Source organism: Myroides indicus (assembly GCF_004364575.1).
Lineage (GTDB): Bacteria > Bacteroidota > Bacteroidia > Flavobacteriales > Flavobacteriaceae > Flavobacterium > Flavobacterium indicum_A.
Map to the genome: position 1 here is coordinate 14,091 of NZ_SOAG01000028.1, position 23,238 is coordinate 37,328.

General features: G+C 31.9%; 24 protein-coding genes and 1 riboswitch. Of the genes, 12 read left to right on the forward strand and 12 right to left on the reverse strand.

The features are described from left to right. The first annotated feature begins 7 nt into the window (after window positions 1–7). Window positions 8–2,395: a hypothetical protein gene (locus tag C8P70_RS11315; RefSeq protein ID WP_133713430.1), complete on the forward strand. Its 2,388-nt coding sequence runs from the start codon at window positions 8–10 to the stop codon at window positions 2,393–2,395. A gap of 48 nt (window positions 2,396–2,443) precedes the next feature. On the opposite strand, the gene trmD is transcribed toward C8P70_RS11315, so the two are convergent. Further along, complete coding sequence (gene trmD, locus C8P70_RS11320; protein ID WP_133713431.1) at window positions 2,444–3,121, reverse strand: tRNA (guanosine(37)-N1)-methyltransferase TrmD; 678 nt, start codon at window positions 3,119–3,121, stop codon at window positions 2,444–2,446. A gap of 136 nt (window positions 3,122–3,257) precedes the next feature. On the opposite strand from trmD, the gene C8P70_RS11325 reads away from it, so the two are divergent. From C8P70_RS11325 to C8P70_RS11335, 3 genes are all read left to right on the forward strand, one after another. Continuing rightward, entirely contained in the window at window positions 3,258–4,415 is a 1,158-nt protein-coding gene (locus tag C8P70_RS11325; RefSeq protein ID WP_133713432.1) for an MFS transporter, read from the forward strand. A 55-nt stretch (window positions 4,416–4,470) separates the two neighbouring features. Beyond that, entirely contained in the window at window positions 4,471–5,403 is a 933-nt protein-coding gene (locus tag C8P70_RS11330) for a peptidylprolyl isomerase (RefSeq protein ID WP_133713433.1), read from the forward strand. Between the two features lie 84 nt (window positions 5,404–5,487). Beyond that, window positions 5,488–6,426, forward strand: coding sequence for a pyridoxal-phosphate dependent enzyme (locus C8P70_RS11335; RefSeq protein WP_133713434.1), 939 nt, complete (start codon window positions 5,488–5,490; stop codon window positions 6,424–6,426). Between the two features lie 99 nt (window positions 6,427–6,525). Here C8P70_RS11335 and C8P70_RS11340 read toward each other — a convergent pair whose 3' ends face one another. The 6 genes from C8P70_RS11340 to C8P70_RS11365 form a co-directional block, all read right to left on the reverse strand. Then, the gene (locus tag C8P70_RS11340) at window positions 6,526–7,440 is read right to left on the reverse strand and encodes a DMT family transporter (RefSeq protein WP_133713435.1); all 915 of its coding nucleotides are present in this window, start codon (window positions 7,438–7,440) and stop codon (window positions 6,526–6,528) included. 81 nt (window positions 7,441–7,521) lie between these two features. Further along, window positions 7,522–9,078: an FMN-binding glutamate synthase family protein gene (locus tag C8P70_RS11345; protein WP_133713436.1), complete on the reverse strand. Its 1,557-nt coding sequence runs from the start codon at window positions 9,076–9,078 to the stop codon at window positions 7,522–7,524. 221 nt (window positions 9,079–9,299) lie between these two features. Continuing rightward, on the reverse strand, window positions 9,300–10,640 hold the full coding sequence (locus tag C8P70_RS11350; protein ID WP_133713437.1) for a voltage-gated chloride channel family protein: 1,341 nt from the start codon (window positions 10,638–10,640) through the stop codon (window positions 9,300–9,302). A gap of 29 nt (window positions 10,641–10,669) precedes the next feature. Further along, window positions 10,670–10,738, reverse strand: a riboswitch (Fluoride riboswitch). Between the two features lie 101 nt (window positions 10,739–10,839). Further along, window positions 10,840–11,679, reverse strand: a complete 840-nt coding sequence (locus tag C8P70_RS11355) for an OmpA/MotB family protein (RefSeq protein WP_133713438.1) — start codon at window positions 11,677–11,679, stop codon at window positions 10,840–10,842. 60 nt (window positions 11,680–11,739) lie between these two features. Beyond that, a complete protein-coding gene (locus C8P70_RS11360) occupies window positions 11,740–12,759 on the reverse strand; it encodes a glycosyltransferase family 2 protein (protein WP_133713439.1) in 1,020 nt (339 codons plus the stop codon). Between the two features lie 11 nt (window positions 12,760–12,770). Then, complete coding sequence (locus C8P70_RS11365; protein ID WP_133713440.1) at window positions 12,771–13,226, reverse strand: type I restriction enzyme HsdR N-terminal domain-containing protein; 456 nt, start codon at window positions 13,224–13,226, stop codon at window positions 12,771–12,773. A 57-nt stretch (window positions 13,227–13,283) separates the two neighbouring features. Here C8P70_RS11365 and holA point away from each other — a divergent pair, with 57 nt between their 5' ends. Then, window positions 13,284–14,288, forward strand: a complete 1,005-nt coding sequence (gene holA, locus C8P70_RS11370; RefSeq protein ID WP_133713441.1) for a DNA polymerase III subunit delta — start codon at window positions 13,284–13,286, stop codon at window positions 14,286–14,288. Window positions 14,289–14,304: 16 nt separating this feature from the next. Then, the gene (locus C8P70_RS11375; protein ID WP_133713442.1) at window positions 14,305–14,493 is read left to right on the forward strand and encodes a CAL67264 family membrane protein; all 189 of its coding nucleotides are present in this window, start codon (window positions 14,305–14,307) and stop codon (window positions 14,491–14,493) included. A 65-nt stretch (window positions 14,494–14,558) separates the two neighbouring features. On the opposite strand, the gene C8P70_RS11380 is transcribed toward C8P70_RS11375, so the two are convergent. Both C8P70_RS11380 and C8P70_RS11385 read right to left on the reverse strand, forming a co-directional pair. After that, a complete protein-coding gene (locus tag C8P70_RS11380; protein WP_133713443.1) occupies window positions 14,559–14,750 on the reverse strand; it encodes a hypothetical protein in 192 nt (63 codons plus the stop codon). A gap of 155 nt (window positions 14,751–14,905) precedes the next feature. Next, complete coding sequence (locus tag C8P70_RS11385; RefSeq protein ID WP_133713444.1) at window positions 14,906–15,118, reverse strand: hypothetical protein; 213 nt, start codon at window positions 15,116–15,118, stop codon at window positions 14,906–14,908. 214 nt (window positions 15,119–15,332) lie between these two features. Between C8P70_RS11385 and ettA the strand changes: the two genes are divergently transcribed. From ettA to C8P70_RS11400, 4 genes are all read left to right on the forward strand, one after another. Next, window positions 15,333–17,021 (forward strand): energy-dependent translational throttle protein EttA, encoded by a 1,689-nt coding sequence (ettA, locus tag C8P70_RS11390; protein WP_133713445.1) that lies wholly within the window; start codon window positions 15,333–15,335, stop codon window positions 17,019–17,021. Window positions 17,022–17,087: 66 nt separating this feature from the next. Beyond that, on the forward strand, window positions 17,088–17,231 hold the full coding sequence (locus C8P70_RS13825) for a hypothetical protein (protein WP_166666220.1): 144 nt from the start codon (window positions 17,088–17,090) through the stop codon (window positions 17,229–17,231). A 14-nt stretch (window positions 17,232–17,245) separates the two neighbouring features. Then, window positions 17,246–17,515 carry a hypothetical protein gene (locus C8P70_RS11395; protein WP_133713446.1) on the forward strand — a complete coding sequence of 90 codons (270 nt, stop codon included), beginning with the start codon at window positions 17,246–17,248 and terminating at the stop codon, window positions 17,513–17,515. 281 nt (window positions 17,516–17,796) lie between these two features. Next, window positions 17,797–18,522 carry a hypothetical protein gene (locus C8P70_RS11400; RefSeq protein WP_133713447.1) on the forward strand — a complete coding sequence of 242 codons (726 nt, stop codon included), beginning with the start codon at window positions 17,797–17,799 and terminating at the stop codon, window positions 18,520–18,522. A gap of 66 nt (window positions 18,523–18,588) precedes the next feature. Here the strand turns inward: C8P70_RS11400 and C8P70_RS11405 are convergent, their stop codons facing one another. Both C8P70_RS11405 and C8P70_RS11410 read right to left on the reverse strand, forming a co-directional pair. After that, window positions 18,589–20,367, reverse strand: coding sequence for an aminopeptidase P family protein (locus C8P70_RS11405; RefSeq protein WP_133713448.1), 1,779 nt, complete (start codon window positions 20,365–20,367; stop codon window positions 18,589–18,591). Window positions 20,368–20,451: 84 nt separating this feature from the next. Next, window positions 20,452–21,351 carry a lysophospholipid acyltransferase family protein gene (locus C8P70_RS11410; RefSeq protein WP_133713449.1) on the reverse strand — a complete coding sequence of 300 codons (900 nt, stop codon included), beginning with the start codon at window positions 21,349–21,351 and terminating at the stop codon, window positions 20,452–20,454. Window positions 21,352–21,451: 100 nt separating this feature from the next. On the opposite strand from C8P70_RS11410, the gene C8P70_RS11415 reads away from it, so the two are divergent. Then, a complete protein-coding gene (locus C8P70_RS11415; protein WP_133713450.1) occupies window positions 21,452–22,099 on the forward strand; it encodes a rhomboid family intramembrane serine protease in 648 nt (215 codons plus the stop codon). 51 nt (window positions 22,100–22,150) lie between these two features. Here C8P70_RS11415 and C8P70_RS11420 read toward each other — a convergent pair whose 3' ends face one another. Next, entirely contained in the window at window positions 22,151–22,759 is a 609-nt protein-coding gene (locus tag C8P70_RS11420; protein ID WP_133713451.1) for a hypothetical protein, read from the reverse strand. Between the two features lie 152 nt (window positions 22,760–22,911). Between C8P70_RS11420 and C8P70_RS11425 the strand changes: the two genes are divergently transcribed. Further along, a complete protein-coding gene (locus tag C8P70_RS11425) occupies window positions 22,912–23,091 on the forward strand; it encodes a hypothetical protein (protein WP_243832703.1) in 180 nt (59 codons plus the stop codon). Window positions 23,092–23,238 lie beyond the last annotated feature (147 nt).

Consider the following 23,238-nt stretch of genomic DNA (forward strand, 5'->3'; position numbering starts at 1 on the left):
AAGCTATATGAGTCAAGCAGATATTAAAATAAATGAAATCAAGTCGTTATATAATGAGTTAAAATTTAATGAAGAAACAGAAAGTTTAAAAGAAGAAGAAAAAGTAGAGGTTTATCATAAAAATCAGTCTGTCTCAGAACGTATTTTAGAATTAATAGAGGAAGTTTTAAAAGAAGATCCGACACAAATAGATGCTTTATTCTGGAAAATAAAAATTTATAACGGTCCCTATTTTGAAGATGTTTCGGTAATGATGTCAACAGCACAGGAGATAATAGAAAAACTACCGGATAATAAAAAAGCCGTTTTAGGAGCTTATGACTGGCTGGCGTGGTGTTATCAGAATAAATTGGAACTTCAGGAAAAATCTGTGGAAATATTGCATGATAAACTCATCGAGATCTCCCTTATTGAAGATGATTATGGGTTAAAAGACAGAGAGTTTGGAGAAACCTATCATTTAATGGCACTTTTATATAAAGAGTTGGGAGAAACTGAAACCGCTGGTAAATTTTATAAACTTTCATTTGAGCACTCTCCTGATCATTACTATACAACTTACCAGGGAGGTGTTTTTTTTCTGGAGCAAGAAAATTATGAAGATGCTCTTTTATTTTTAGAATCATTTTATGTTTTTCATGGCAATGAATATTCTGTTTCATATGCAAAACAGATACAACAGTTATTTGAGTCCGGAAAATTGGAAAACAAATGGAGTTTAATAAAACTGATGTATTTGATAGGTATTGATTTTCCAAATGAAATGGGATATAAAAATGCCAAGGAGTTTGGGTTAAAATATTTAGAATTAATAGATAATGAATTACAAAGCAATCCTGAAAATGTAGCAGCCTTGCGAATGAAAATACAGCATTATCTGCTTGTTGATAAAAACAGCAAAAAAGCCTTTGAGCTTTTACAAAAGTACTTTAGTAAAATTAAAGCGATAAAAACGCCGCTATATTTTACTTTCTTTGAATTGGCTATAAAATTTAATATAAATATATCTTCTAACAAGTACCTTATTGAATGTGATAGTTTTAATGGGTATATATTAACTACACGATTTTTAGAAAAAGCAGGTGAATTAAAAGATGATGGAGAGCTTGAATTATCCTTACAATATTATAAAGAAGCCAAGGAAATTGGATTAAAAACTATTCCTGTAATTGAAAATTATTTCGAAAATGGAATAGGCAACAAAATATGTAATAATCCACATGGATATGCAATGTTGTGTAATAACTTAGGAATTGCGATTCGAAATGTTGCTCTCTTGTCAGATGAAAAATATAATACAGATGAGTGTAAATATGCTTTAGAATTACACAAAAGAGGTTATTTATATTCTCCTTTCTGGGAAAATATGGAAAGTGGAATGCGGATGGCAGAATTGATGGAAAATTATGATGAAGTAGAATATTTTGGAAAGGAATTGCTTACTTATTATGAAGAGTTTTCAATATCTTGGATGATTGTTCAGTCCCGATTGCTAAAAAATATGACAAATGCAGATCGGTATGAAGAAGCAGAAGAATTTTATCGGAAATTTAAAGCTGATTTTGAATCAAAAAATATTGAAGATGAAGAAGTGATAGGTGAGATGATTTATGCAGCTGCTGAATACTTTACGTATATAAGGTACCAGAAAAAAGATTTTAGAAAATCAATAGAGTTAACAGAAGATTTTTTTTCAAACAGTAAATATTTTGATTTAAATGAAGATGTTTCAAAAATAAACTATTGGTTTAGCTTGGCTTGGTCTTATCATGGATTAAAGAGTAGAGAGCAGGCAAAAAAGTATTTTGACTTTTTAAGAGAGCATTATGGTTCGAATGAGAAGTATAAACACACAATAGAAGAAATTCCTCGAGAATATAATTTGTCCGCAGAAGAAAGTATAGCATTTAATAGATTACTGGAATTTATAGCTATTAGACCAAAAATAGAAAAACATTTTAATATAGAAGACAGAAGTGGCAAAAATGAAATTCTATTAGAAAAAATAATTCGTAAAATTGTAGGAGAAAGCTTTATAGCGGTAGAAACGTGGATAGATGATGATGTGTTTATAAAAATTGTTGGACGGCACAAAACAAATTATGAAATTGATAATAAAGAAAATAGGTTTGATTCTATTATAGATTTATATCTGCCAAAAGAAAATACAACTATCAGATATGATTTAATAGAAACTGAGGAGGAAATAAAAGGAATTTTAGGTTTGTTTTCAAAAACAAGAATTAAAAAGGAGTTATATGTATTCCTCTACCACTATGAAAAAAATCAGATAACTTCAGAGTCTTATCTAAATTATGAAGATGAAACTCCTTATTTCAAAGCTTTGGCGCAAAAGTACTGGAATGAGTTAATTAATAAAACTTATGATTTTTAAATTTTAATAATTTTTGATGGGAAATTAATGGATAAGATGCAAACAAACTTACTTTTCCAGCAAATCGGGGCGTCTGTTTTTTGTGTGTTCATAAGCTTTTTCTTCGCGCCATTTGTCAATTTTTGCAAAATTTCCGCTTAGTAAAATATCCGGAACTTTCCATCCTTTGTATTCTGCAGGTCGTGTATAAATAGGAGGAGCAAGTAAGTTATCTTGAAAACTATCTGTCAACGCGGAGGTTTCATTGCTTAAAACACCAGGAATTAGACGGATTACAGCATCACAAAATATGGCAGCGCCTAATTCTCCTCCCGATAATACATAATCGCCAATAGAAATTTCTCGAGTAACAAAATGATCGCGTACTCTTTGATCTACTCCTTTGTAATGTCCGCATAAAAGGATAACATTTTTAAGCAACGACATACTATTAGCTATTTGTTGATTAAGTGTTTCTCCGTCGGGAGTCATATAAATAACTTCATCGTACTCTCGTTCAGCTTTTAGTGCAGATATACATCGATCTATAGGTTCTATGCTCATTACCATTCCTGCACCGCCTCCAAACTGGTAATCATCAATATTTTTATGTCTATTAGTACTATAATCTCTGAGATTGTGAAAATATACTTCGACTAAGCCTTTAGAAATAGCTCTTTTAAGAATAGAAGCTTCAAAAGGACTTTTGATTAATTCTGGCAAAACGGTAATGATATCTATACGCATAATATCAATATTTTTGTGCAAATGTACAATCCATATCAATAGTATACAAAAAACAATTTTAGAATGAAATAGGTATTATTTTTTTTAACTAAAAATTAAAAAGGGCAAAGCTATTAAAAAACATACATTTGTACTTATGAATTTATCTAAGTCGAATGTAATGTTTATGGCTGCAATTACGGGGATTATTGTAGCCAATTTATATTATTGTCAACCTTTAATTCCATTAATAGCAGAAGAATTTAATGTGTCTGAAGCAGAAGCGGGCACATTAACGTATCTGACACAAGCAGGATATGCTGTCGGAATGTTTTTAATGATTCCTTTAGGGGATAAACTAGAGCGAAAAAAGCAAATTACAATAACTACCATTTTCTCTATTCTGGCATTAATACTGACAGCTAGTGTAAAAAACTTCTTTATTTTACAGATTGTGAGTTTTGTTTTAGGGGCAGCTTCCATTGTTCCTCAGCTGGTTTTGCCTATGGCTGCGGGTTTATCGTCTGAAGAGCAAAGAGGAAAAGTAATAGGAACTGTAGTTAGCGGTCTGTTGATAGGCATATTATTTTCAAGAACTATTAGTGGCTTTGTAGGTGTGTGGCTAGGGTGGAGAGGAATGTTTTGGATTGCTGCTTTAATTAGTATAATTTTAGTTTGTATGATTCAATTTAGGTTACCTTCTAATAAACCAAATTTTCAGGGAACAGTAATTGAATTATATTTTTCAATGTGGAAATTGATTAAAGAGCAGACTGTTTTACGAGAAGCAACAATCATCACTAGTCTTGCGTTTGCACAGTTTGGAAACTTTTGGACAACAATGGTTCTTCTTTTGCACAATAAACCTTTTGAGTATAATAGTGCATTAATAGGAGCATTTGGACTAATAGGAGCTTGTGGTGCATTCGCTGCACCACTGGTAGGAAAAATAGGAGGAGCTGGAGGAGCCAGAAAATTAATATTGTACGGTATTGTCATGACATTTTCGAGCTTTGTCGTGTTTTATTTTTCTTCAATTTCCATAGTTGGCATAATAATAGGGATTATACTGATAGATTTGGGGATGCAAACCATACATGTATCCAATCAAACCAGGATCTATTCTTTACTTCCTGAAGCAAGAAACAGGTTAAACACTGTCTATATGTCATTTAGTTTTCTGGGAACAGCTTTTGGCTCGGCTTTTGGACTATATTTGTGGAAATATTTTGGGTGGAGCGGAGTTTGTATAGGTGGAATGTCTTTAGCAGTATTATCAATGATTATTTATCTGCTTAATCGAAAAAATGAATAAATAGTAATTGTGTAATAGTTAATATACAATTAAAAACTAATAAAAATATTAAATAATGGAAAACGGTATTTACTCAAAATTTAAAACTACAAAAGGAGAAATAATTGTAAAACTCACGGAGGATAAAACTCCCGGTACGGTTGGTAACTTTGTTGCACTGGCAGAAGGTAAGTTGGAGAATTCAGCGCGTCCGCAGGGAAAACCGTATTATGACGGATTAAAATTTCATAGAGTAATTCCTGATTTTATGATCCAGGGAGGATGTCCATTAGGAATTGGAACTGGAGGTCCGGGATATCAGTTTGATGATGAATTTCATTCTGAATTAAAACATGACAAACCAGGGGTACTTTCAATGGCAAATGCGGGACCAGGAACAAACGGCTCTCAATTTTTTATTACACATGTTCCTACTCCTTGGTTAGATGGAAAACACACTGTATTTGGACATGTTGTAGAAGGACAGGATGTTGTGGATGCGATAGTACAAGAAGATGAGATAGTTGGTGTGGAAATTTTGAGAATAGGTGAAGAAGCTCAAAAATGGAATGCTGTCGAAGCTTTTCGTACATTTGAAGGAGCTAGAACAAAAAGAGAGTTAGAAGAAAAAAGAAAAGCAGACGAGACAATTGAGCAACTGGCAGCAGGTTTTGAAAAAACAGACAGTGGTTTGCGGTATCAGTTCATTGTAAATGGAAACGGCAAAAAAGCAGAAAAAGGAAAAACAGTTTCTGTTCATTATAAAGGGGCTTTGGCAAACGGAACAGAGTTTGACAACTCTTATAAAAGAAAAAAACCGATTGAATTTCCGTTAGGACTAGGTCATGTTATAGAAGGATGGGATGAAGGAATTTCTCTTTTAAAAGTAGGAGATAAAGCCAGATTTATTATTCCAGCTTATTTAGGCTATGGAGAAAGAGGCGCAGGAGGAGTAATCCCACCAAATGCAGCTTTAATTTTTGATGTTGAATTGATGGATGTAAAATAATATTTTATCATTTATAATAAAAAAATGAAAGACTCTCAGTAATTTTGAACTGAGAGTTTTTTGATTATAAATATTACTTTTATTATGAAAAAAGAATTATCCGCCTGTCACGAAGCCATAAAGCCATACATTCACAAAACGCCTATTCTCGAATCTAAACATATAGAAAACTTTCTAGGAAGTGATTTATATTTTAAATGTGAGAATTTTCAACGCGCAGGGGCTTTTAAAATTAGAGGAGCAACAAATGCTGTTTTAAAGTTATCAGAAGAACAAAAAAGAAAAGGAGTGGTAACACACTCATCAGGTAATTTTGCACAAGCTTTAGCATTAGCATGCTGTTCTGTAAATGTAAAATGTTATATTGTAATGCCAGACGATGCGCCGTTAGTTAAACGCAATGCAGTAATAGTTTATGGAGGTGAAATTATAAATTGTGCGCCAAATTTAGAATCAAGAGAAAGAGTCTGTAAACAGGTAATAGATAAAACAGGAGCAACTTTTATCCATCCTTCCAATGACATAAATGTTATTGTAGGACAATCAACTGCTGCCAAGGAATTTTTAGAAGCTGAGCCTGAACTAGATGTATTAATAACTCCGATAGGTGGAGGAGGGTTGATTGCAGGAACGGCATTAGCGGCTAAACATTTTGGTAAAAAAGAAATTGAAGTTTACGGAGGAGAACCTTTTGAAGCAGATGATGCTTATCGTTCATTAGAAAACGGAAAAATAGAGTCTAATAGAACTACAGATACAATCGCTGATGGTCTCCGAACTCAATTGGGAGATATTAACTTTCCTATTATCCAACAAGGTGTAAAAGCAATTATAAGAGTTCGGGAAAATGAAATAATCAGTGCGATGCGCCTGATTTGGGAACGCATGAAAATTATTGTTGAACCCAGCAGTGCAGTAGCGTTAGCACTATTAATTAAGGAAAGACCTGTTTTTGAAGATAAAAAAGTTGGAATTATTCTTTCTGGAGGTAATGTAGATTTAGATAATTTACCTTTTTATTAGAATTCAAAAATAGGTGTAGTAGAATAAATTTATCAAGTCAATATAATTAATGCAATAAAGGAGATTTATTATAGAAGATTTACTAATTATTTGAATTTATTAGATCAATTTTTTTCTGGTTTTTTGTTTTGGTAAATTAATTTCCTTTCTACCGAAGTATAATCCTAATACTATTAAAATTCCTCCTGTAATTTGTATAAAACCAAGATTTTCTCCATCCAAGAGCCCCCAACAAAATGCAACTAAAGGCATTAAAAGTGAAACTGAAGAGGCGAAGCTGGCACTGGTTTCTCGAATTAATTTATAATAAAATATATTTGCGAGCACACTTCCAAAAAGAGCTAAAATAAACACAAAACCGATCCCTTTTAAAGCTTCGGGGTGCTCCCAGATAGTTTTAAAAAAGCCCGAAATGATTAGTACTATTAAAGCCGGAATTAATAAAACTAATTCAATAAAAGCGGTCCATACAATAGAGGATAAATTCCCCATATATTTTTGAGTTAATAAACCGCTATAAGCATACATTAAAGCAGCACAAATTAACATCAGATGGTAAACCCATTCATTGGATGTATGCACTCCGTTTTCGGAAGAAGAACGCAGTAAGAGAATAACTCCGATAAAAGAAAGGATTACCCCTGTAATTTCGCCAAAATGAGTTTTATATTTAAAAAATACCACTCCTAATACAATTACGAAAATAGACATAAGAGCATTAAAGATTCCCGCAATAGAACTGTCCAAATGAACTTCTGCAATAGGGAATAAAAACATTGGAATAAAACTGCCTACAATAGCAGTTAAAAACAGCCAATGAAAATTCTTTTTAGGCAGAGATTTAATACTTTTAACGGAAATAGGCAATAAAAACAATCCCGCTAAGGCGATTCTCAGAGCGCCTACCTGTATAGGCGTAAAGTATTCAATACCTCTTTTTATAAGAATAAAAGAAGAACCCCAGACAAGAGCAAGAATAAACAGAGTTACCCAGTGTTTTGGTTTTATATTCAAATTGAAAAATGATAAATTGAGATTGCAAAGATAAGTAAAGGATCGCAAAATGCGATCCTTTATCTTGAATATATTTTTAGGTTATGCTTTTGCCTTTCTGGTATCTAGCTCTCCAAAATACATTTCTTGAAAGCTTTTATTGACGCCATGATCAACTCTCTTATGAAATGTTTTAGGATCAATTTGACTAGGTTTTTCATACCCGCAAGCACTGATAAATTCACCCAATGCCTTCATGGTATTCATGTGAAAACTGGCAACTCGTTTTCTCTTATCAGTGACATCTAAACCTTTGTAAAGACTCTCATCTTGAGTGGCAATACCTACTGGACAATGCCCGCTATCACATTGTAACGCCTGAATGCAACCTAGAGCAAACATCATTCCGCGAGCACTATAGCATGCATCAGCTCCCAAAGCCATTGCTTTCGCTATATCAAAGGCTGAAATGATTCGTCCAGAGGCCATAATCTTTATTTTATTTCTCAGTCCGTTTTCTATCAAAGTTTTATTAGCATACACTAAGGCATCATTTAATGCCATCCCCATATAGTCAATGAATTCTAATGGAGCTGCTCCTGTCCCTCCTTCTGCACCGTCAATCGTAATAAAGTCAGGATATATATTTGTATCTACTATAGCTTTTATAATGTCTAAAAATTCATCTTTTCTACCAATACAAATTTTAAAGCCAATAGGTTTTCCATTAGATAGTTTTCGCAATTTTGCCAAAAAATGAATTAATTCTAAAGGATTAGAAAAAGCAGTATGTCCTGAGGGAGAATGTACAGTAGTATGTGGTGTAATACTTCTTATTTTAGCAATTTCAGGTGTATTCTTTTCAGCAGGTAACAACCCTCCATGTCCCGGTTTAGCACCTTGAGATAACTTTAATTCAATCATTTTTACCTCAGGGTAATTTGAACGTTCTTCAAATAATTTGTCACTAAAAAAACCTTTTTCATCTCGACAGCCAAAATATCCAGTTCCAATCTGCCAAATCAAATCCCCTCCGGAACGGTGGTATTGGCTAATTCCTCCTTCACCGGTATTATGAGCAAAACCTCCGATTTTAGCACCTTCGTTTAAAGATGTTATAGCTCGCTTGCTCAAGGCCCCATAACTCATAGCACTGATGTTATAAATACTGGCGTTATATGGCTGAGAACACAAATCGCTTCCGATTAGTGTTCTGAAATTAGTATCTGTTACTTGTTTCGGATATACTGAGTGAGAAGCCCATTCATACCCAATTCGGTTAGGGTCATCTTGCATACCAAAAGAAACCGTCTGTTTTTCATTTTTAGCTCTTTGATAGACAATAGACCTTTCTCTTCTATTGAAAGGTTTCCCATCTAATTCACCTTCCCAAAAATATTGGCGCATTTCAGGGCGGATTTCTTCGAAAATATATCTGAAACGAGCAAATAAAGGATAATTTTTTCGAATAGTATGCTTAGTCTGATTAATATCAATTAAAGCTAAAATAGCTAAGAACCCGGAAATAAATAAGTTAACAATGCTGGCTGTTGAATGATAAAGAATAAAAGATAATACGGAATATAATAAATATAAGACGATTAAAGCTAATGTTAATTGTCCAAAAGTAAATCGATTTAAAAATTTTTTGTGGAACATAAATTTAAAAATTTAAGGCAGAGATTTTCGATTAGTTTATTATTAAAGTTACAGTTTATTTGTTATATGCCATTAATAGATCAGAACACTTTTTAAAGCAAGCTCTTTATTCTCTACAAAGGCTTAATTTTTGGGCAAAGGTAGTAAAGATTTTGATTTTTGTGAGTTTTTATTGCTATATTTTTTTATATTTAATTGTTTGAATACGTGATATCTATGTTTTAGTTTGTTTGTTTTTTTAATACATTTAATTTTTTTATATCAGAAATTCTTTTTCTGTAGTATTTATTGGGTTGAGTATGTTTTCTTACCCCAATTCTTTGTTTGGAATAAATGCTGTTATGACCTGAAAATAAATAAGCAGTAATACAAGCTATTGCTATATATATTCCTGATTCTATACCGAATAATTCAATGCCCATTAATATACAGGCTAAAGGGGTATTGGTGGCTCCTGCGAATACGGCTACGAAACCCATACCTGCAAGTAACCCCGTTGGTAACGGCAAAAATAAAGAGGCTGCACTGCCTAAAGTTGCACCTATATAAAATAAAGGAGTAACTTCACCTCCTTTAAACCCGGTAGAAAGCGTAATAATAGTAAAAAGCATTTTTATAGCAAATTCATAAAAGTAAGACTGCTTTTCAAAAGATTCCACAATATAAGGGATTCCCAATCCAATATATTTAGTAGTTCCTATACTAAAAACAGCTAAGGCTACAATGATGCCTCCAACAAAAGGACGAAATGGAGGGTAGATGATATTGTCTTTAAAAAAAATACCTGTCAATTGTAGTCCCTTACTAAAAACTGCAGCACATATTCCAAAAAGAACTCCAGCAATGGTACTATAAATTATTGTTAAAACATTAAGAGAAGGGACAATATCTATTGAATAATGTATGTGAGTTACTCCATATAAATTAGTAGTAGTCCAGTCGGCTAAAATAGAAGCGATAAATGCAGGAAAAAGAGCATTATATTTTATTTTTCCTATTAAATATACTTCTAATCCAAAAACAGCTCCGGCTAAAGGGGTTCCGAATACAGAACCAAATCCCGAGGCAATAGCAAGTATTAAAAGAACTTTTCGCTCTTCTGTATTTAATTTAAAAATTGCTGTAAATTGGTCAGCAATAGCACCAGCCATCTGTAAAGCTGTGCCTTCGCGTCCGGCAGACCCTCCAAAAAGATGAGTCACAATAGTTCCTAAATATACAAAAGGAGCCATTCTAAAGGGAATTTTTTTTTGTGGATTGTGTACGTTGTCTATTAAAAGATTGTTTCCGGCTTCTACTTCTTGTCCATAGTATAAATATATTATTCCGACGACTAGTCCACCCATAGGCAATAGAGCGATAATCCACAAATGATTTTCCCTAAAGTCAGTAGCCCATTGTAAAGATAAAAGAAACCCTGCTGATGCTGTTCCGACACATATTCCTATAATCAAACAAATAATTAACCATTTGAAAATATAAAGTAAGGCTGGAAATTTTTGGAATAGTAAAGTAACTTCTAGGAGGAGTTTTTTTAAAAAAGTATGATTTTTTTTGAGCATAATTATTCCTGATTAATTTTATATACTATAATAAATCAGGCGTCATCAGCTTTGTTAAAGCGGTTTGGATAAGGAAGAACACCATTTCCTTTTTGGAATACAAATGTACAACAAAAAATAAAAAAAATCCTGATTAATTAAATCAGGATTAGGGAAGTAAATTTTTAAAACCTTTTTATTAGTTAAAGTAATAGAAAGTTTATTGTTGTTTAGCCATTTCTTTCATTTCCTTTTCTATCATGTCATAAAATTGGTCAATTTTAGGCATCAATATAATTCTTGTTCTTCTATTTCTTGCTTTATTTTCAGCGGAATCATTGTCAACTAATGGTTGGTATTCTCCACGCCCGGCAGCTACTAATTGTTTAGGATCTAACCCTAAATCATTTTGTAAGACTCTTACAATTGAAGTAGCACGTTTAACACTCAAATCCCAATTGTCTTCCATCATACTGGTTTTAATAGGTACATTGTCTGTATGCCCTTCAACCATAAGTTCAAAATCTGGTTTACTTTTAGCGATTTTAGCAACTTTTGCCAAAACGGATTTAGCTTTATCATTTACTTGCCAGCTACCAGTCTTAAATAATAATTTGTCTGCAATAGAAATATAAACTACTCCTTTTTCAACATTCACCTCAATATCCGGATCATCAAAACCAACTTCTTTTTTCACACTTTTTACTAGTGCTAAAGTCACAGAATCCTTTTTAGTTAGAGCGTCTTGCAAACGAGAAATTCTTAAATCTTTTTCTTTTAAACTTTCTAACGATTTTTCTAAGTTTTCAGCCCCTTTAGAAGAAAGCATTGTCAAATTGCCTACATTACTAATCAAATCAGTAGTATTCTTTTTTAAATCATTGACTTGATCTGAAAGTAAATTTCTTTCAGCAATAGCTGAATTTAACTTGATTGTACAAGTATTTAACAAATCCTGTACTTCTTTATTTTTAGCTTCTAAATCAGCGATTTTTTGTTTAGTACCACAAGAAGTCATTGTTAGTGCTAAAACTGATAACCCTAAAACGATTTTTTTCATAATTAAAAAAGATTAATTTCTACACCAAAAGTAACAAAAACTGTGCAAATAACCTATATTTTAATTGTAATTTTTTAGATTAGAAGGCAAGTGGCTATATTCTTTTTTTTGTTTAATAAAATATGCAATAACAATTGATTTTACTTTATAATAGCGATTGGTTTTAATAGGATTTTTTTTATTGTTTTTTTTTGTAATTCGTTTGTAATAAGCAAAATGCGATTGGATGATAGCTAAACAATGTTTGGGTTTTATCATTAGGATGAAACGGATGCCGGCGATCCCGTCTAAACATAAGCGAATAAAAATAATTCGAAATCTTTTTTTATCGGGTAGGTTTTTATGCATCATTAGTAGAGAATTTCTAAAATTGAGGTAAGTTTTCCACGGATTGTGATATTGTAATGTAGCACCTCCCACATGATATATCACAGAAAAAGCACAGTATTTAACTTTTTTGCCTGTATTCTGTATTCTCCAGCATAAATCAATTTCTTCTTGATGTGCAAAAAAGTCTTCGTCAAATCCTTTTAATTTTTTGTAAACATCGTTCCGAATGAAAAAACACGCTCCTGAGGCCCAAAAAATATCAATAATATCTTCGTATTGATGTTGATCTTCTTCAATGGTATCAAATATGCGCCCTCTGCAAAATGAAAAGCCGTATTTATCTATGAAACCGCCCGCAGCACCTGCATATTCAAAATGAGTAGGGCGGTTGTAATCTAGTATTTTAGGTTGAATAACGGCTGTTTCAGGCTCGTTGTCAAAAATGTTTTGAATTGGATCTAACCAATTTTCAGTTACTTCTACGTCGGAGTTTACTAAAGCTAAATACGGCTCCTTGATATTTTTAAGCCCTTTGTTATAGCCTTTTGCAAAACCGTAATTTTCATTATTTTGAATAATTGTAACTTGTGGAAAATTTTCCTGTAGAAATAAGACTGAATCATCTGTAGAAGCATTATCAATAACGTAAATATTCGTGTTTGGTGAATATAAAATAATTGAAGGTAAAAATTTTTGAAGCAGACTTTTTCCATTCCAGTTAAGAATCGCGATAGCAAAAAGTTTATCCATAATTTGATAAATCAATTAGGTTGGGATAAATAATCAGGAAGTGATTTTAAAAATACATACTTGCCGTTTTGGTAATCCATCTGACAAAAGTAGTGATTCATTCCATTAGTTATATATAAATAATCTGCTCGGAGCTGAAAATTGTATTGAGCTATTTGATCAAACGTTTGTTGATTAATTTTTACAAGGGGAGCTTTGCATTCTACCAGAATAGATATATCACCATTAGGCTTATAAATGACAAGGTCATATCTTTTGATTAATCCATTGATGATAAGTGATTTTTCTACACTTATTAATGATAAGGGATATTTTTTTAGATATATCAATTCGTGTAAAACATGTTGCCTTACCCATTCCTCGGGAGTTAGTAATATAAACTTTTTACGGATGACGTCAAAAATAGATAATCTATTTTCACTATTTTTGAAACGAAATTCAAATGACGGGAAATTTAGTTTTTGCATAAAGCAAATATATTTTTTCTCAAACAATAGAACAATTTAAAAGTCAAAAAGAATATTTTGGATCATATAAAGGAAATAATAAAAAATATAAAATCGGGTCAGGTTGCCCCCATTTATTTTTTAATGGGAGACGAACCTTATTATATAGACAAAATAGCAGAATATATTGAAGAAAATGTGTTGACAGAGGATGAAAAAAGTTTTAATCAAATGATATTGTATGGGAGAGATGTAACTATACAGGATATTGCTTCAAATGCTAAACGTTTTCCTTTAATGGCAGAGAAACAAGTTATTATTGTTAAAGAAGCTCAAGATTTAGCTCGAACAATTGATCAATTAGAAGAGTACGCCAATCAGTTTCAGCCTACTACTGTATTGGTAATGTGCTACAAATACAAATCGCTGGATAAACGAAAAAAAATTTATAAAGCACTTGATAAAAATGGAGTTCTGTTTGAGAGTAAAAAGTTAAAAGATTACCAGGTAGAATCTTGGATTAGAAAGTTGATTGAATCCCAAAATTATACTATTGACGTTAAGGCTTCTGCAATGTTAGTAGAGTTTTTGGGTAATGATCTATCTAAAATAGCAAATGAAATAAACAAATTGATAATTATGCTCCCGAAAGGAAGTGCGATTACCGCGGATATAGTTGAAAAAAACATAGGTATTAGTAAGGATTTTAATAATTTTGAGCTGATAAAGGCAATTGTTGATCGAAATCAGTTAGTCGCTTATAAAATAGTAGATTACTTCTCTCAAAATCCTAAAAATAATCCTGTAGTTTTAACAATGGGAATTATCTACTCTTATTTTTCAAAATTATTGCTTTACCATGGATTAAAAGATAAATCTCCTTCTAATGTTATGAAACAGCTAAGAATTAATCAGTATGCAGTTAAAGATTATGAAATAGGTTTCAAAAATTATCCTATGAAAAAAGTAAGTAAAATTATTGAACATTTAAAAATTATAGATTTAAAAAGCAAAGGAGTTGGAGCAGTAAATCTGCCTTTAAGTGATTTATTGAAAGAAATGTTGATTAAGGTATTTAATTAGAATTAGAGATAATGTTATGGCTTATAGATTAGATAAAAATAAAATTTTAGGGTACGCAACGCTGATTATGATTTTAATGGGGATGATCCTTATAGCTTTGGGAGCATTTAAGTATTATGAAATTGCCGGCTGGGGATTTACTGCAGTCGGTTTAGGTTTTTTTGCGATAGCATGGGTTTTTAACGCCTTAAAAGGAAGAGTTTGAAAAGCCTAATGAATACTTACACAAAGTTTTAATTACCATAATTTTAAAAATAGAAACAAGAGTTTTTAAATTCCAATATAATTTTCATATTCATTATCATAGCTTTCTATCTCCTCTGTTTGGTCTGAAAAGCTATTAGCAGGAAATTCGGCTTTACAAGTTGTACAGATATAAGAATCGATAGAAGGATCAAAATATTGATTTTTGTGGTTGTCAGGGCAATCGTATATCGGTGATTTTAAATAAGTATAGCTCATGATGTGAAAATTTAAATTCTTTACTAATTTACTAAGTAAAAAACTAATAACCAAGAAAAAATAAATTTTATTAAGATATATTAATTAGTAAAAGCAGAAGTGTTTTTATCAGGTAGTAATAAAAAAATGCCCCTTTATACAAAAGGGCATTTTTTTTAGATAATTTCAAAATTGATCAAATCGTGATAAAGCCTTACTTGTCCATTCTTTAAAGTCACTAATAGCTTGTGGTTTTCAGACCAAATGGCAACATCTATTAACTCGCCAATCTCCATGATTTTAGTAGCTCCATCATTAAACGTTAATAAAATATTTTTTTCTTTTACTTTTAACGTTATTTTGGATGCTAATTCTTTATTAAACTCCATAAGAAAAAAATTTTTATAGTAGTAAATATACTGATTTTTTCAAAAACAGAAATTGAGTTGTATTAAAAATAACAGATTTCTAAATAAGATTTATACTGTATCTTTTGTTTTTTAAATCAATGAATAAACCTTATTTTTGACCGAGAAGTACTACACATTGATAATTTGTTTTACTTGCTGTAATTTATTTAACGATTTCAATATATTATATTTTATGTCAGACGATAAAAAAGTTATTTTTTCGATGTCAAAGGTGAGTAAAACATACTCATCAACAAACAAAACGGTTCTTAAAGATATTTATTTGAGTTTTTTTTATGGAGCCAAAATAGGTATTTTAGGATTAAACGGCTCTGGAAAGTCTTCTCTTTTAAAAATTATAGCAGGAGTAGATAAAAATTATCAAGGGGATGTGGTCTTTGCACCCGGATATACGGTGGGATATTTGGAGCAAGAACCTGTGTTGGATGAAAGTAAAACGGTTATTGAAATAGTAAAAGAAGGTGCATCGGAAATCGTTGCTATTTTAGATGAGTTTAATCAAATAAATGATATGTTTGGCTTGCCTGAAGTATATGAAGATGCAGATAAAATGCAGAAATTAATGGATCGTCAGGCAGAACTACAAGATAAAATAGATGCTGCCGGAGGATGGGAACTAGAAACGAAGTTATCTATAGCAATGGATGCATTACGCACACCAGAACCAGATACACCAATTAAAATCCTATCAGGAGGAGAACGCCGGAGAGTGGCACTTTGCAGACTGCTTTTGCAACAACCGGATGTATTATTATTAGATGAACCAACCAACCATTTGGATGCTGAATCAGTACATTGGTTAGAACAACATTTACAACAATATAAGGGAACAGTTATCGCTGTAACGCATGATCGCTATTTTTTAGATAATGTAGCAGGATGGATTTTAGAATTAGATAGAGGAGAAGGAATTCCTTGGAAAGGAAATTATTCGTCTTGGCTAGATCAAAAAGCTAAACGATTGGAACAAGAAGAAAAAACAGCCTCTAAACGCAGGAAAACATTAGAAAGAGAGTTGGAATGGGTAAGACAAGGAGCTAAAGGACGCCAAACCAAACAAAAAGCACGTTTAAACAACTACGATAAATTGTTGAACGAAGACCAGAAACAATTAGAGGAAAAATTAGAAATTTATATTCCAAATGGTCCTCGCTTGGGAACAAATGTTATTCAAGCAAAAAATGTAGCCAAAGCTTTTGGAGATAAATTATTATACGACAACTTGAACTTTACTTTACCGCAGGCAGGTATAGTTGGAATTATAGGACCTAATGGTGCGGGAAAATCAACTATTTTTCGAATGATAATGGGAGAGCAAAAACCAGATTCAGGAGAGTTTTCAATAGGTGATACCGTAAAAATTGCTTATGTAGATCAGTCGCACAGTAATATTGATCCTCAAAAGTCTATTTGGGAAAACTTTTGTGATGGGCAAGAACTGATTATGATGGGAGGAAGACAAGTAAACTCTAGAGCATATCTAAGTAGATTTAACTTTAGTGGGGCAGAGCAAAATAAAAAAGTGGAAACCCTTTCAGGAGGAGAAAGGAATAGGTTGCATTTAGCAATGACTTTGAGAGAAGAAGGTAATGTATTATTGCTGGATGAGCCAACCAATGATTTGGATGTAAATACGTTACGTGCATTAGAAGAAGGATTAGAGAATTTTGCGGGCTGCGCAGTCGTTATTTCTCATGATCGCTGGTTTTTAGATAGAATATGTACGCATATTTTAGCATTTGAAGGTGAGTCTCAGGTTTATTTCTTTGAAGGTTCATTCTCGGAATATGAAGAAAATCGCAAAAAGCGTTTGGGTGATACTGTTCCTACAAGATTAAAGTATAAAAAACTAATCCGATAGCTTGTTTTCATAATATAAAAAAGATGTGCTATCTAACAGCACATCTTTTTTGTTTAAATCTTTTTTATGGTAATTACACAAATCAGTAAAGCCAATATAAAACCGGATTATTGGAATGGTGGAAAAACATTCCAATACTTTATTTATCCTATAAGAGCTCAATATTCAGCTAAAGATTTTGATTTTAGAATTAGTGTAGTGCAACTATAGAAAAAGAACCTTCAGTGTTTACAAGATTTGACGGTTATCAAAGTTTTTTGTTGATGCTGGATAATGATTTAGAAATACAGCGTAACGGAATAATTGAAAGATATCAAAAACATGAAATACTAAAATTCGATTCTTCGGATGACGTTGAGTCCTATTTCTTGGGGATGGATTTTAATCTTATGATAAAAAAAGAGATCGAAAATGTTTCTCTTAAAATAGTAAAGGACAAGAAGCTTTTAATGCTAGTATTTTATGTGTATTTACTTTATTTCCTACCTTTTTAAAGGTAAACGATCAAGCTTTTACATTGGGTATTTCCGATTGTATTATAGTTAATAATATGAAGAAAGAAAAAGTAAATTTCCAAAATGATAAATTAGCAATTATAGGTATGTGGTAGCAAATATTTTAATGATTGATGAAAGAACTTGAACTTATGTAGCGCTAAATAATAATTTGTTTTATGAGTTTTAGAAAATATTTATGAGAAAAGTTTTCATATCTTAAATACTTATGTATTTTTGGGTAATTATATTGAAATATGAAAGTAGAAAAAACAATAATAATGGCAATCTTCTTCTTATTGCCTACATATATAATATTTTCTCAGTGTAAATATTATGATAAATTAATAGTTGGTGGTAATTTTAATAGCTCTGAATATATTGATCATTGTCCTACGTTTAAGTTTTCTGTTGATGCTGGAAAATCTGATGTAGGGTATTATTATCTGGACAGACCTATGGATTTGGCTCCTTCAAATATAGACGAGATAAAAAGTAATTTAGAAGCTTTGTTGTCAGAAAAAATAGGTAAGGATTTTGTAGATAAATTAAGTTTTAAGTCTGTTGCTATTAGTTATTACGATAGTATATCTAAGTTTCATGCTCGTTATCCGGTAGTAGATATGTCAAAGTGTAAAACAAAATACTTTTTCTTTTATAACTTTGAACCAATTAAAGATGTAAAATATTGTGTTGGGATAGCTTTAGATGACTATCAGCAGATTATTTCTGAACTGCTTTTTCCGAAGGAAGAAGAAAAAAGAATACTCGATAGTGAATTAACAGTATGCAAAGTTATAGAAATAGCGAAAGAAGCAGGTCCATCTATAGAGCCGATCGAATCTGTTTCTTTTGAGTTTGATCCTAATAAAAAAGAGTTTTTCTGGGTAGTTAGGCAGCAAATAGTTAATCCGCAAAAAGGAGTTAATGAATACAATCAAATTTTAATAGAAGCACGTGATGCATCTCAGGTTGTAGCTTATAGACGAACTGTTTATATTAAATAAGCTATAGAAAAAACCTGTTATTTAACAGGTTTTTTTATTTTCGAATCTTCTCTTAAGCTTCAATGTTTAAATAGCTTTCGTCTTTTCTCTAAGCCATTGGGCTTCTTCTGTTGTTAGTTTAGGAGCAACCGAATCATACACCCATTGGTTATAGTTATTTAACCAATTAATATGTATTGTATCAAGCAGAGATTTTTCAATCAGATCAGTCGCTATATAGCAAATCGTAAGTGTTTCAAAATCCATAAAATCACCAAATTGATTGGATGCTAAATTTTTTGCTAAGACTAAATTTTCAATGCGTATTCCATGCTTTCCTTCTCTATATAATCCTGGCTCTATGGAAGTAATCATTCCAGGCTCTATTGCAATGTCTACATTAGTAGGATTAAAAACATGAGGTCCCTCGTGAACATTTAAAAAGAATCCTACTCCGTGTCCGGTACCATGCCCGTAGTTACGTAATGTACCCCAAATCGGACGTCGGGTGATAGCGTCTATCTGATAACCTCGCGTTCCTTTTGTATATATAGCCATTGATCCTTCAATAGTTCCTTTAAGCACAATAGTATAATCTTCTTTTTCTTCTTGGGTAGGAGTTCCTAAAGTGATTACTCGGGTAATATCTGTAGTTCCGGTTTCATATTGCCCTCCTGAATCAACCAATAACAAACCTTTAGGTTCAAGTTTATAATTGCTGTGTTCTTCTGCTTTATAGTGAGGTAATGCACCATGATCTTTGTAGCCGGCAATTGTATCAAAGCTGATATCTTTAAAGTCAGGTTGTTCTGCTCTCAGCGTTTGTAGCTTGTCCGCAATGTTCATTTCTGTCAAATTGCCGGAAGTAACGTTTTCTTCTACCCACTTAAAAAATCGAGTCATTGCCACTCCGTCATTAACCATTGCTTTCCGTTGATGATTTATTTCCGTTTCGTTTTTAACAGCTTTTAACAGTGTAGACGGATTGGTATCTTCTATAATCTTTACACTTTTTGGAACTGTATCATAAATTGCATAACAAGTTCGTTTTGGATCTAGTAATATAATTTCTTTGTCAGACAATTGTCCGATAAGATTGCGAACGTTTTGATACTCTTTAACTTCTACTCCGTAACTGTTAAGTTCTTGAGAGGTCTCCGTGTCTAATTTTAAAGGATTGATGAATAATATTGCTTTTTGAGCAGTAATATACAGGAATCCAAGTGTAACCGGGTTGCATTTTACATCTGAACCTCTAAGGTTTAATATCCACGCTACATCGTCTAAAGATGACACTAAATGAGCAGTTGCTCTTTTTTGTTTAAGAACCAAACGAATGGCAGCTAACTTATCTTTGACAGACTGTCCTGTTGTAGTGATCGGTAAGGTATATGCTTTTTCGGTAGGTAACGCCGGTCTGTTTTGCCAAATGTCATTTAACAAGTCAATATGTCCGTCAATTTTAAAATTTAACGGTAAAAGCGTATTGTTAATTGCATTAGCAACAGCTAGAGATGCCAGATTTCCGTCAAAAGCAACGACAGTTTCCGTATTGAACTTGTCAGCTAGCCAGTTTACATATTCTGGTGCATGTTGAATTTTTAATTTTACTAACTCAAAACCTGTATTGGCAAGCTGTTCATTCGCCTGGACAAAATAACGTGAATCTGTCCATAATCCTGCAAAATCTTGTGTAATTACTAATGTTCCAGCTGATCCGGTAAAACCAGAAACCCATGCAATGCATTTATAAAAGTCCGGTAAATATTCATTAATATGAGGATCGGAAGAAGGAATAATATAAGCGTCAATTCCTTTTTCTTTCATAGAAGAACGAATTGAGGATAACTTTTCTTTATGTGTCATTGTATAAAAATTTTAGCTAAAGGTACAAAATGGATTCGTTTTTTTGAAAGTCTTTAAAGGAAAATTAGTAGGGACAAATTAAAATTATTTAATATTTTTTGGTTTTTTTCCTTGATGTTTCCATCTTTTATGTGTCCAAAAATAAAAGGAAGGGGATTCGTAAATTTGCTTTTCAACCTCTTGTAAAAAGCGGTGCGTAATTTCATAATTGGGAATATCTTTCAGTTTTTCACCTTCACTCAATAGTGGAACAAAAGTCGCCTGATAATGACCTCTTTTAATGTATTCCACCTTTAGGTACATAGGAATCATATCAAATTTTTTACATAGAGCTTCACCTCCGGTAAATACAGGAACTTCAATTCCCATAAAGTCCTGCCAATAGTTAGCGTGCATAATCATTGGTGACTGATCACTGATAAAAGCATATATTCCATGTTTTTTGCTCATTTCGTTTTGACGTATAATTTTGATAGCTTCTTTCATTTCTATCAGAATTGTATTAAAACGCGAGCGAATTTTTCGGAATAAATTATCAAAATACGGATTGTTTATTTTTTTATAAACAGCATATCCCTGATGCTGGATAAACTGGTCTAAAATAATCATCCATTCCCAATTGGCGTAATGTGCACAAAATAATAAGATGCTTTTATTCTGCTGTTCAGCATGTATAACTATCTCCAGGTTGGTGAAAGTAAATCTTTTTTTTAGTTCTTTTTCTGAAATAGTGATCGTTTTTATCATTTCTAAAAACATATCACACAAGTGTTTGTAAAACTCTTTTTCTATTTTGAGAACTTCAGCTTCGGAAAGATGAGGCATCGTCATTTTTATATTTTTTCTCACTGTTGTTTTTCGATATCCTACAATTCTGTATAGCAAAATATAGAAACAGTCAGACATAAAGTAAAACAAGGGAAAGGGCATTTTAGAAATAAGCCATAAAAACGGGTAAGCAAGTATATAGACTAAAAATTTCATTACTGATTTGATTTGTTGTAAAGATAACGGATTGAAAAGTTTTAAGTACAAATTTAGTGCAGTGTTGCCAACATTCCTTATTTTTATCAAAATATTAGTGATGAACATTTCTATAATTACATTTTTGACCATTGCCGTTACAGGGATAATTACCTATAAGGGATTATCAGATTACCATTTTTTTTCTAAATATAATTTTGATATTTCTGCAATTAAAAAAGGCGAAAAATATCGCATGATAACTTCTGGTTTTTTGCACGTTGACTGGATGCATTTTATCTTTAATATGCTAACTCTGTATTTTTTTGCAGATATTATTGTGTATAGCTACGGAGTGGTGTATTTTGTTATAGTTTATTTATTGAGTATGCTGGGAGGCAACTTATTGACTTTTCAATTTTATAAAAACCAATCAAACTATAGAGCCGTTGGAGCTTCTGGTGCAATAATGGGAATATTATATGCGTCTATTATTCTGAATCCTAACATGAGTTTGTATCTGCTTTTTATTCCTATTCCTATTCCAGCTTATCTGGTTGCCATTGGCTATTTGTTTTATTCAATATACGGCATCAATAAAAGCGATGATAACATTGGACACACAGCACATTTGGGCGGAGCTGTTGCAGGATTGATTTTAATTGTACTGAGAGAGCCGACTTTGTTTATACAAGAAAAATTTTTAGTAGCGGTTTTGCTGCTTCCCGTATTATTTTTGTTTTATATGGAAAGAAAAAAAAGGAAATAAAAAAGGAAACTTTTACTGTTTCTACAAGAACTCTTTTAATCCTTTGTATTTTTATATTGGATTTTGTCCCATCATTTGGATAAATGTCTCCTGCTGTTTTCGCATGTCTTTTTGCATAGATTTAATCAACTCCATAAAATCTGATGAAAAGTAGTCGTTTGCAGAAGAAGAATTATTATTGTCATTGTCAAACGGAAATTGTTGCATCATAAAATTAGCATAGGGATTGTTTTGTGAAAGATTACTTTTGTTTCCGTTACTAATCTCTAAAAACTTTTCTCCTTTTTCTCTTTCATAAATTACAATAGAAAAAGGATTGATTCCCATTGAATTATATTCTGTTTTTTGCTGAGAAGAACCACTTTCATCTTTAAACTGCGTGCTGATTGCAATAATTTCTCCTTTATCATTTCGTTTGATATCTGAAAAATCAAGTGCTGCAATTTTTTCATCATTTACTTCTTTTTTTATTTGCTCCAACTCAGTATTCCGTGTATTTTTATTTATCTGATATTCAATAGTAGTGTTTTCGATTTTTATGTTTTCCCTTTCCTGTGCTTGAATTTTATGAACTAAAGTCACACACAAACTCAGAATTCCTATAATAATGAGAAACTGAAGTGTTTTATTGAAATTTAGAGAAATAAAAGGCTTTTTCATATTTTAAAGATTTGATTAACAAGGCTAAGTTAGAATTTGTAATATTAAATTTGAATTAAAAAAGTATATAAAATAGTTAAAATCAAAGTCTTGTTTGGAAGCTGGATTATCAGGAAAACACGTTTAATCATCAAACATTTGCCAATCGTTTTATGGATCTGATGTATCGGTTTAAATGGGATAACAAGAAAATAGATTTTGAAATTGAATGGCAAAACATTCTGAATACCCAAGAATATGAAGAGGTAATCATCAACAATATTCAAACGTCGACTACTTGGTTTAAATTAAGACCAGCACAGGTTTTGTTTTCTGTGAGATTCAATTTCTAATATCAACCGGAATACTTTTATCTTTGTCAGATGTTGGAAATACTATATCAGAATAAGTATCTTGTAGCTATTAACAAACCCAGAGATTTGTTAGTACATAAATCTTTTATAGCAGGAAATATTGAAGAATACGCTGTACAGATTTTG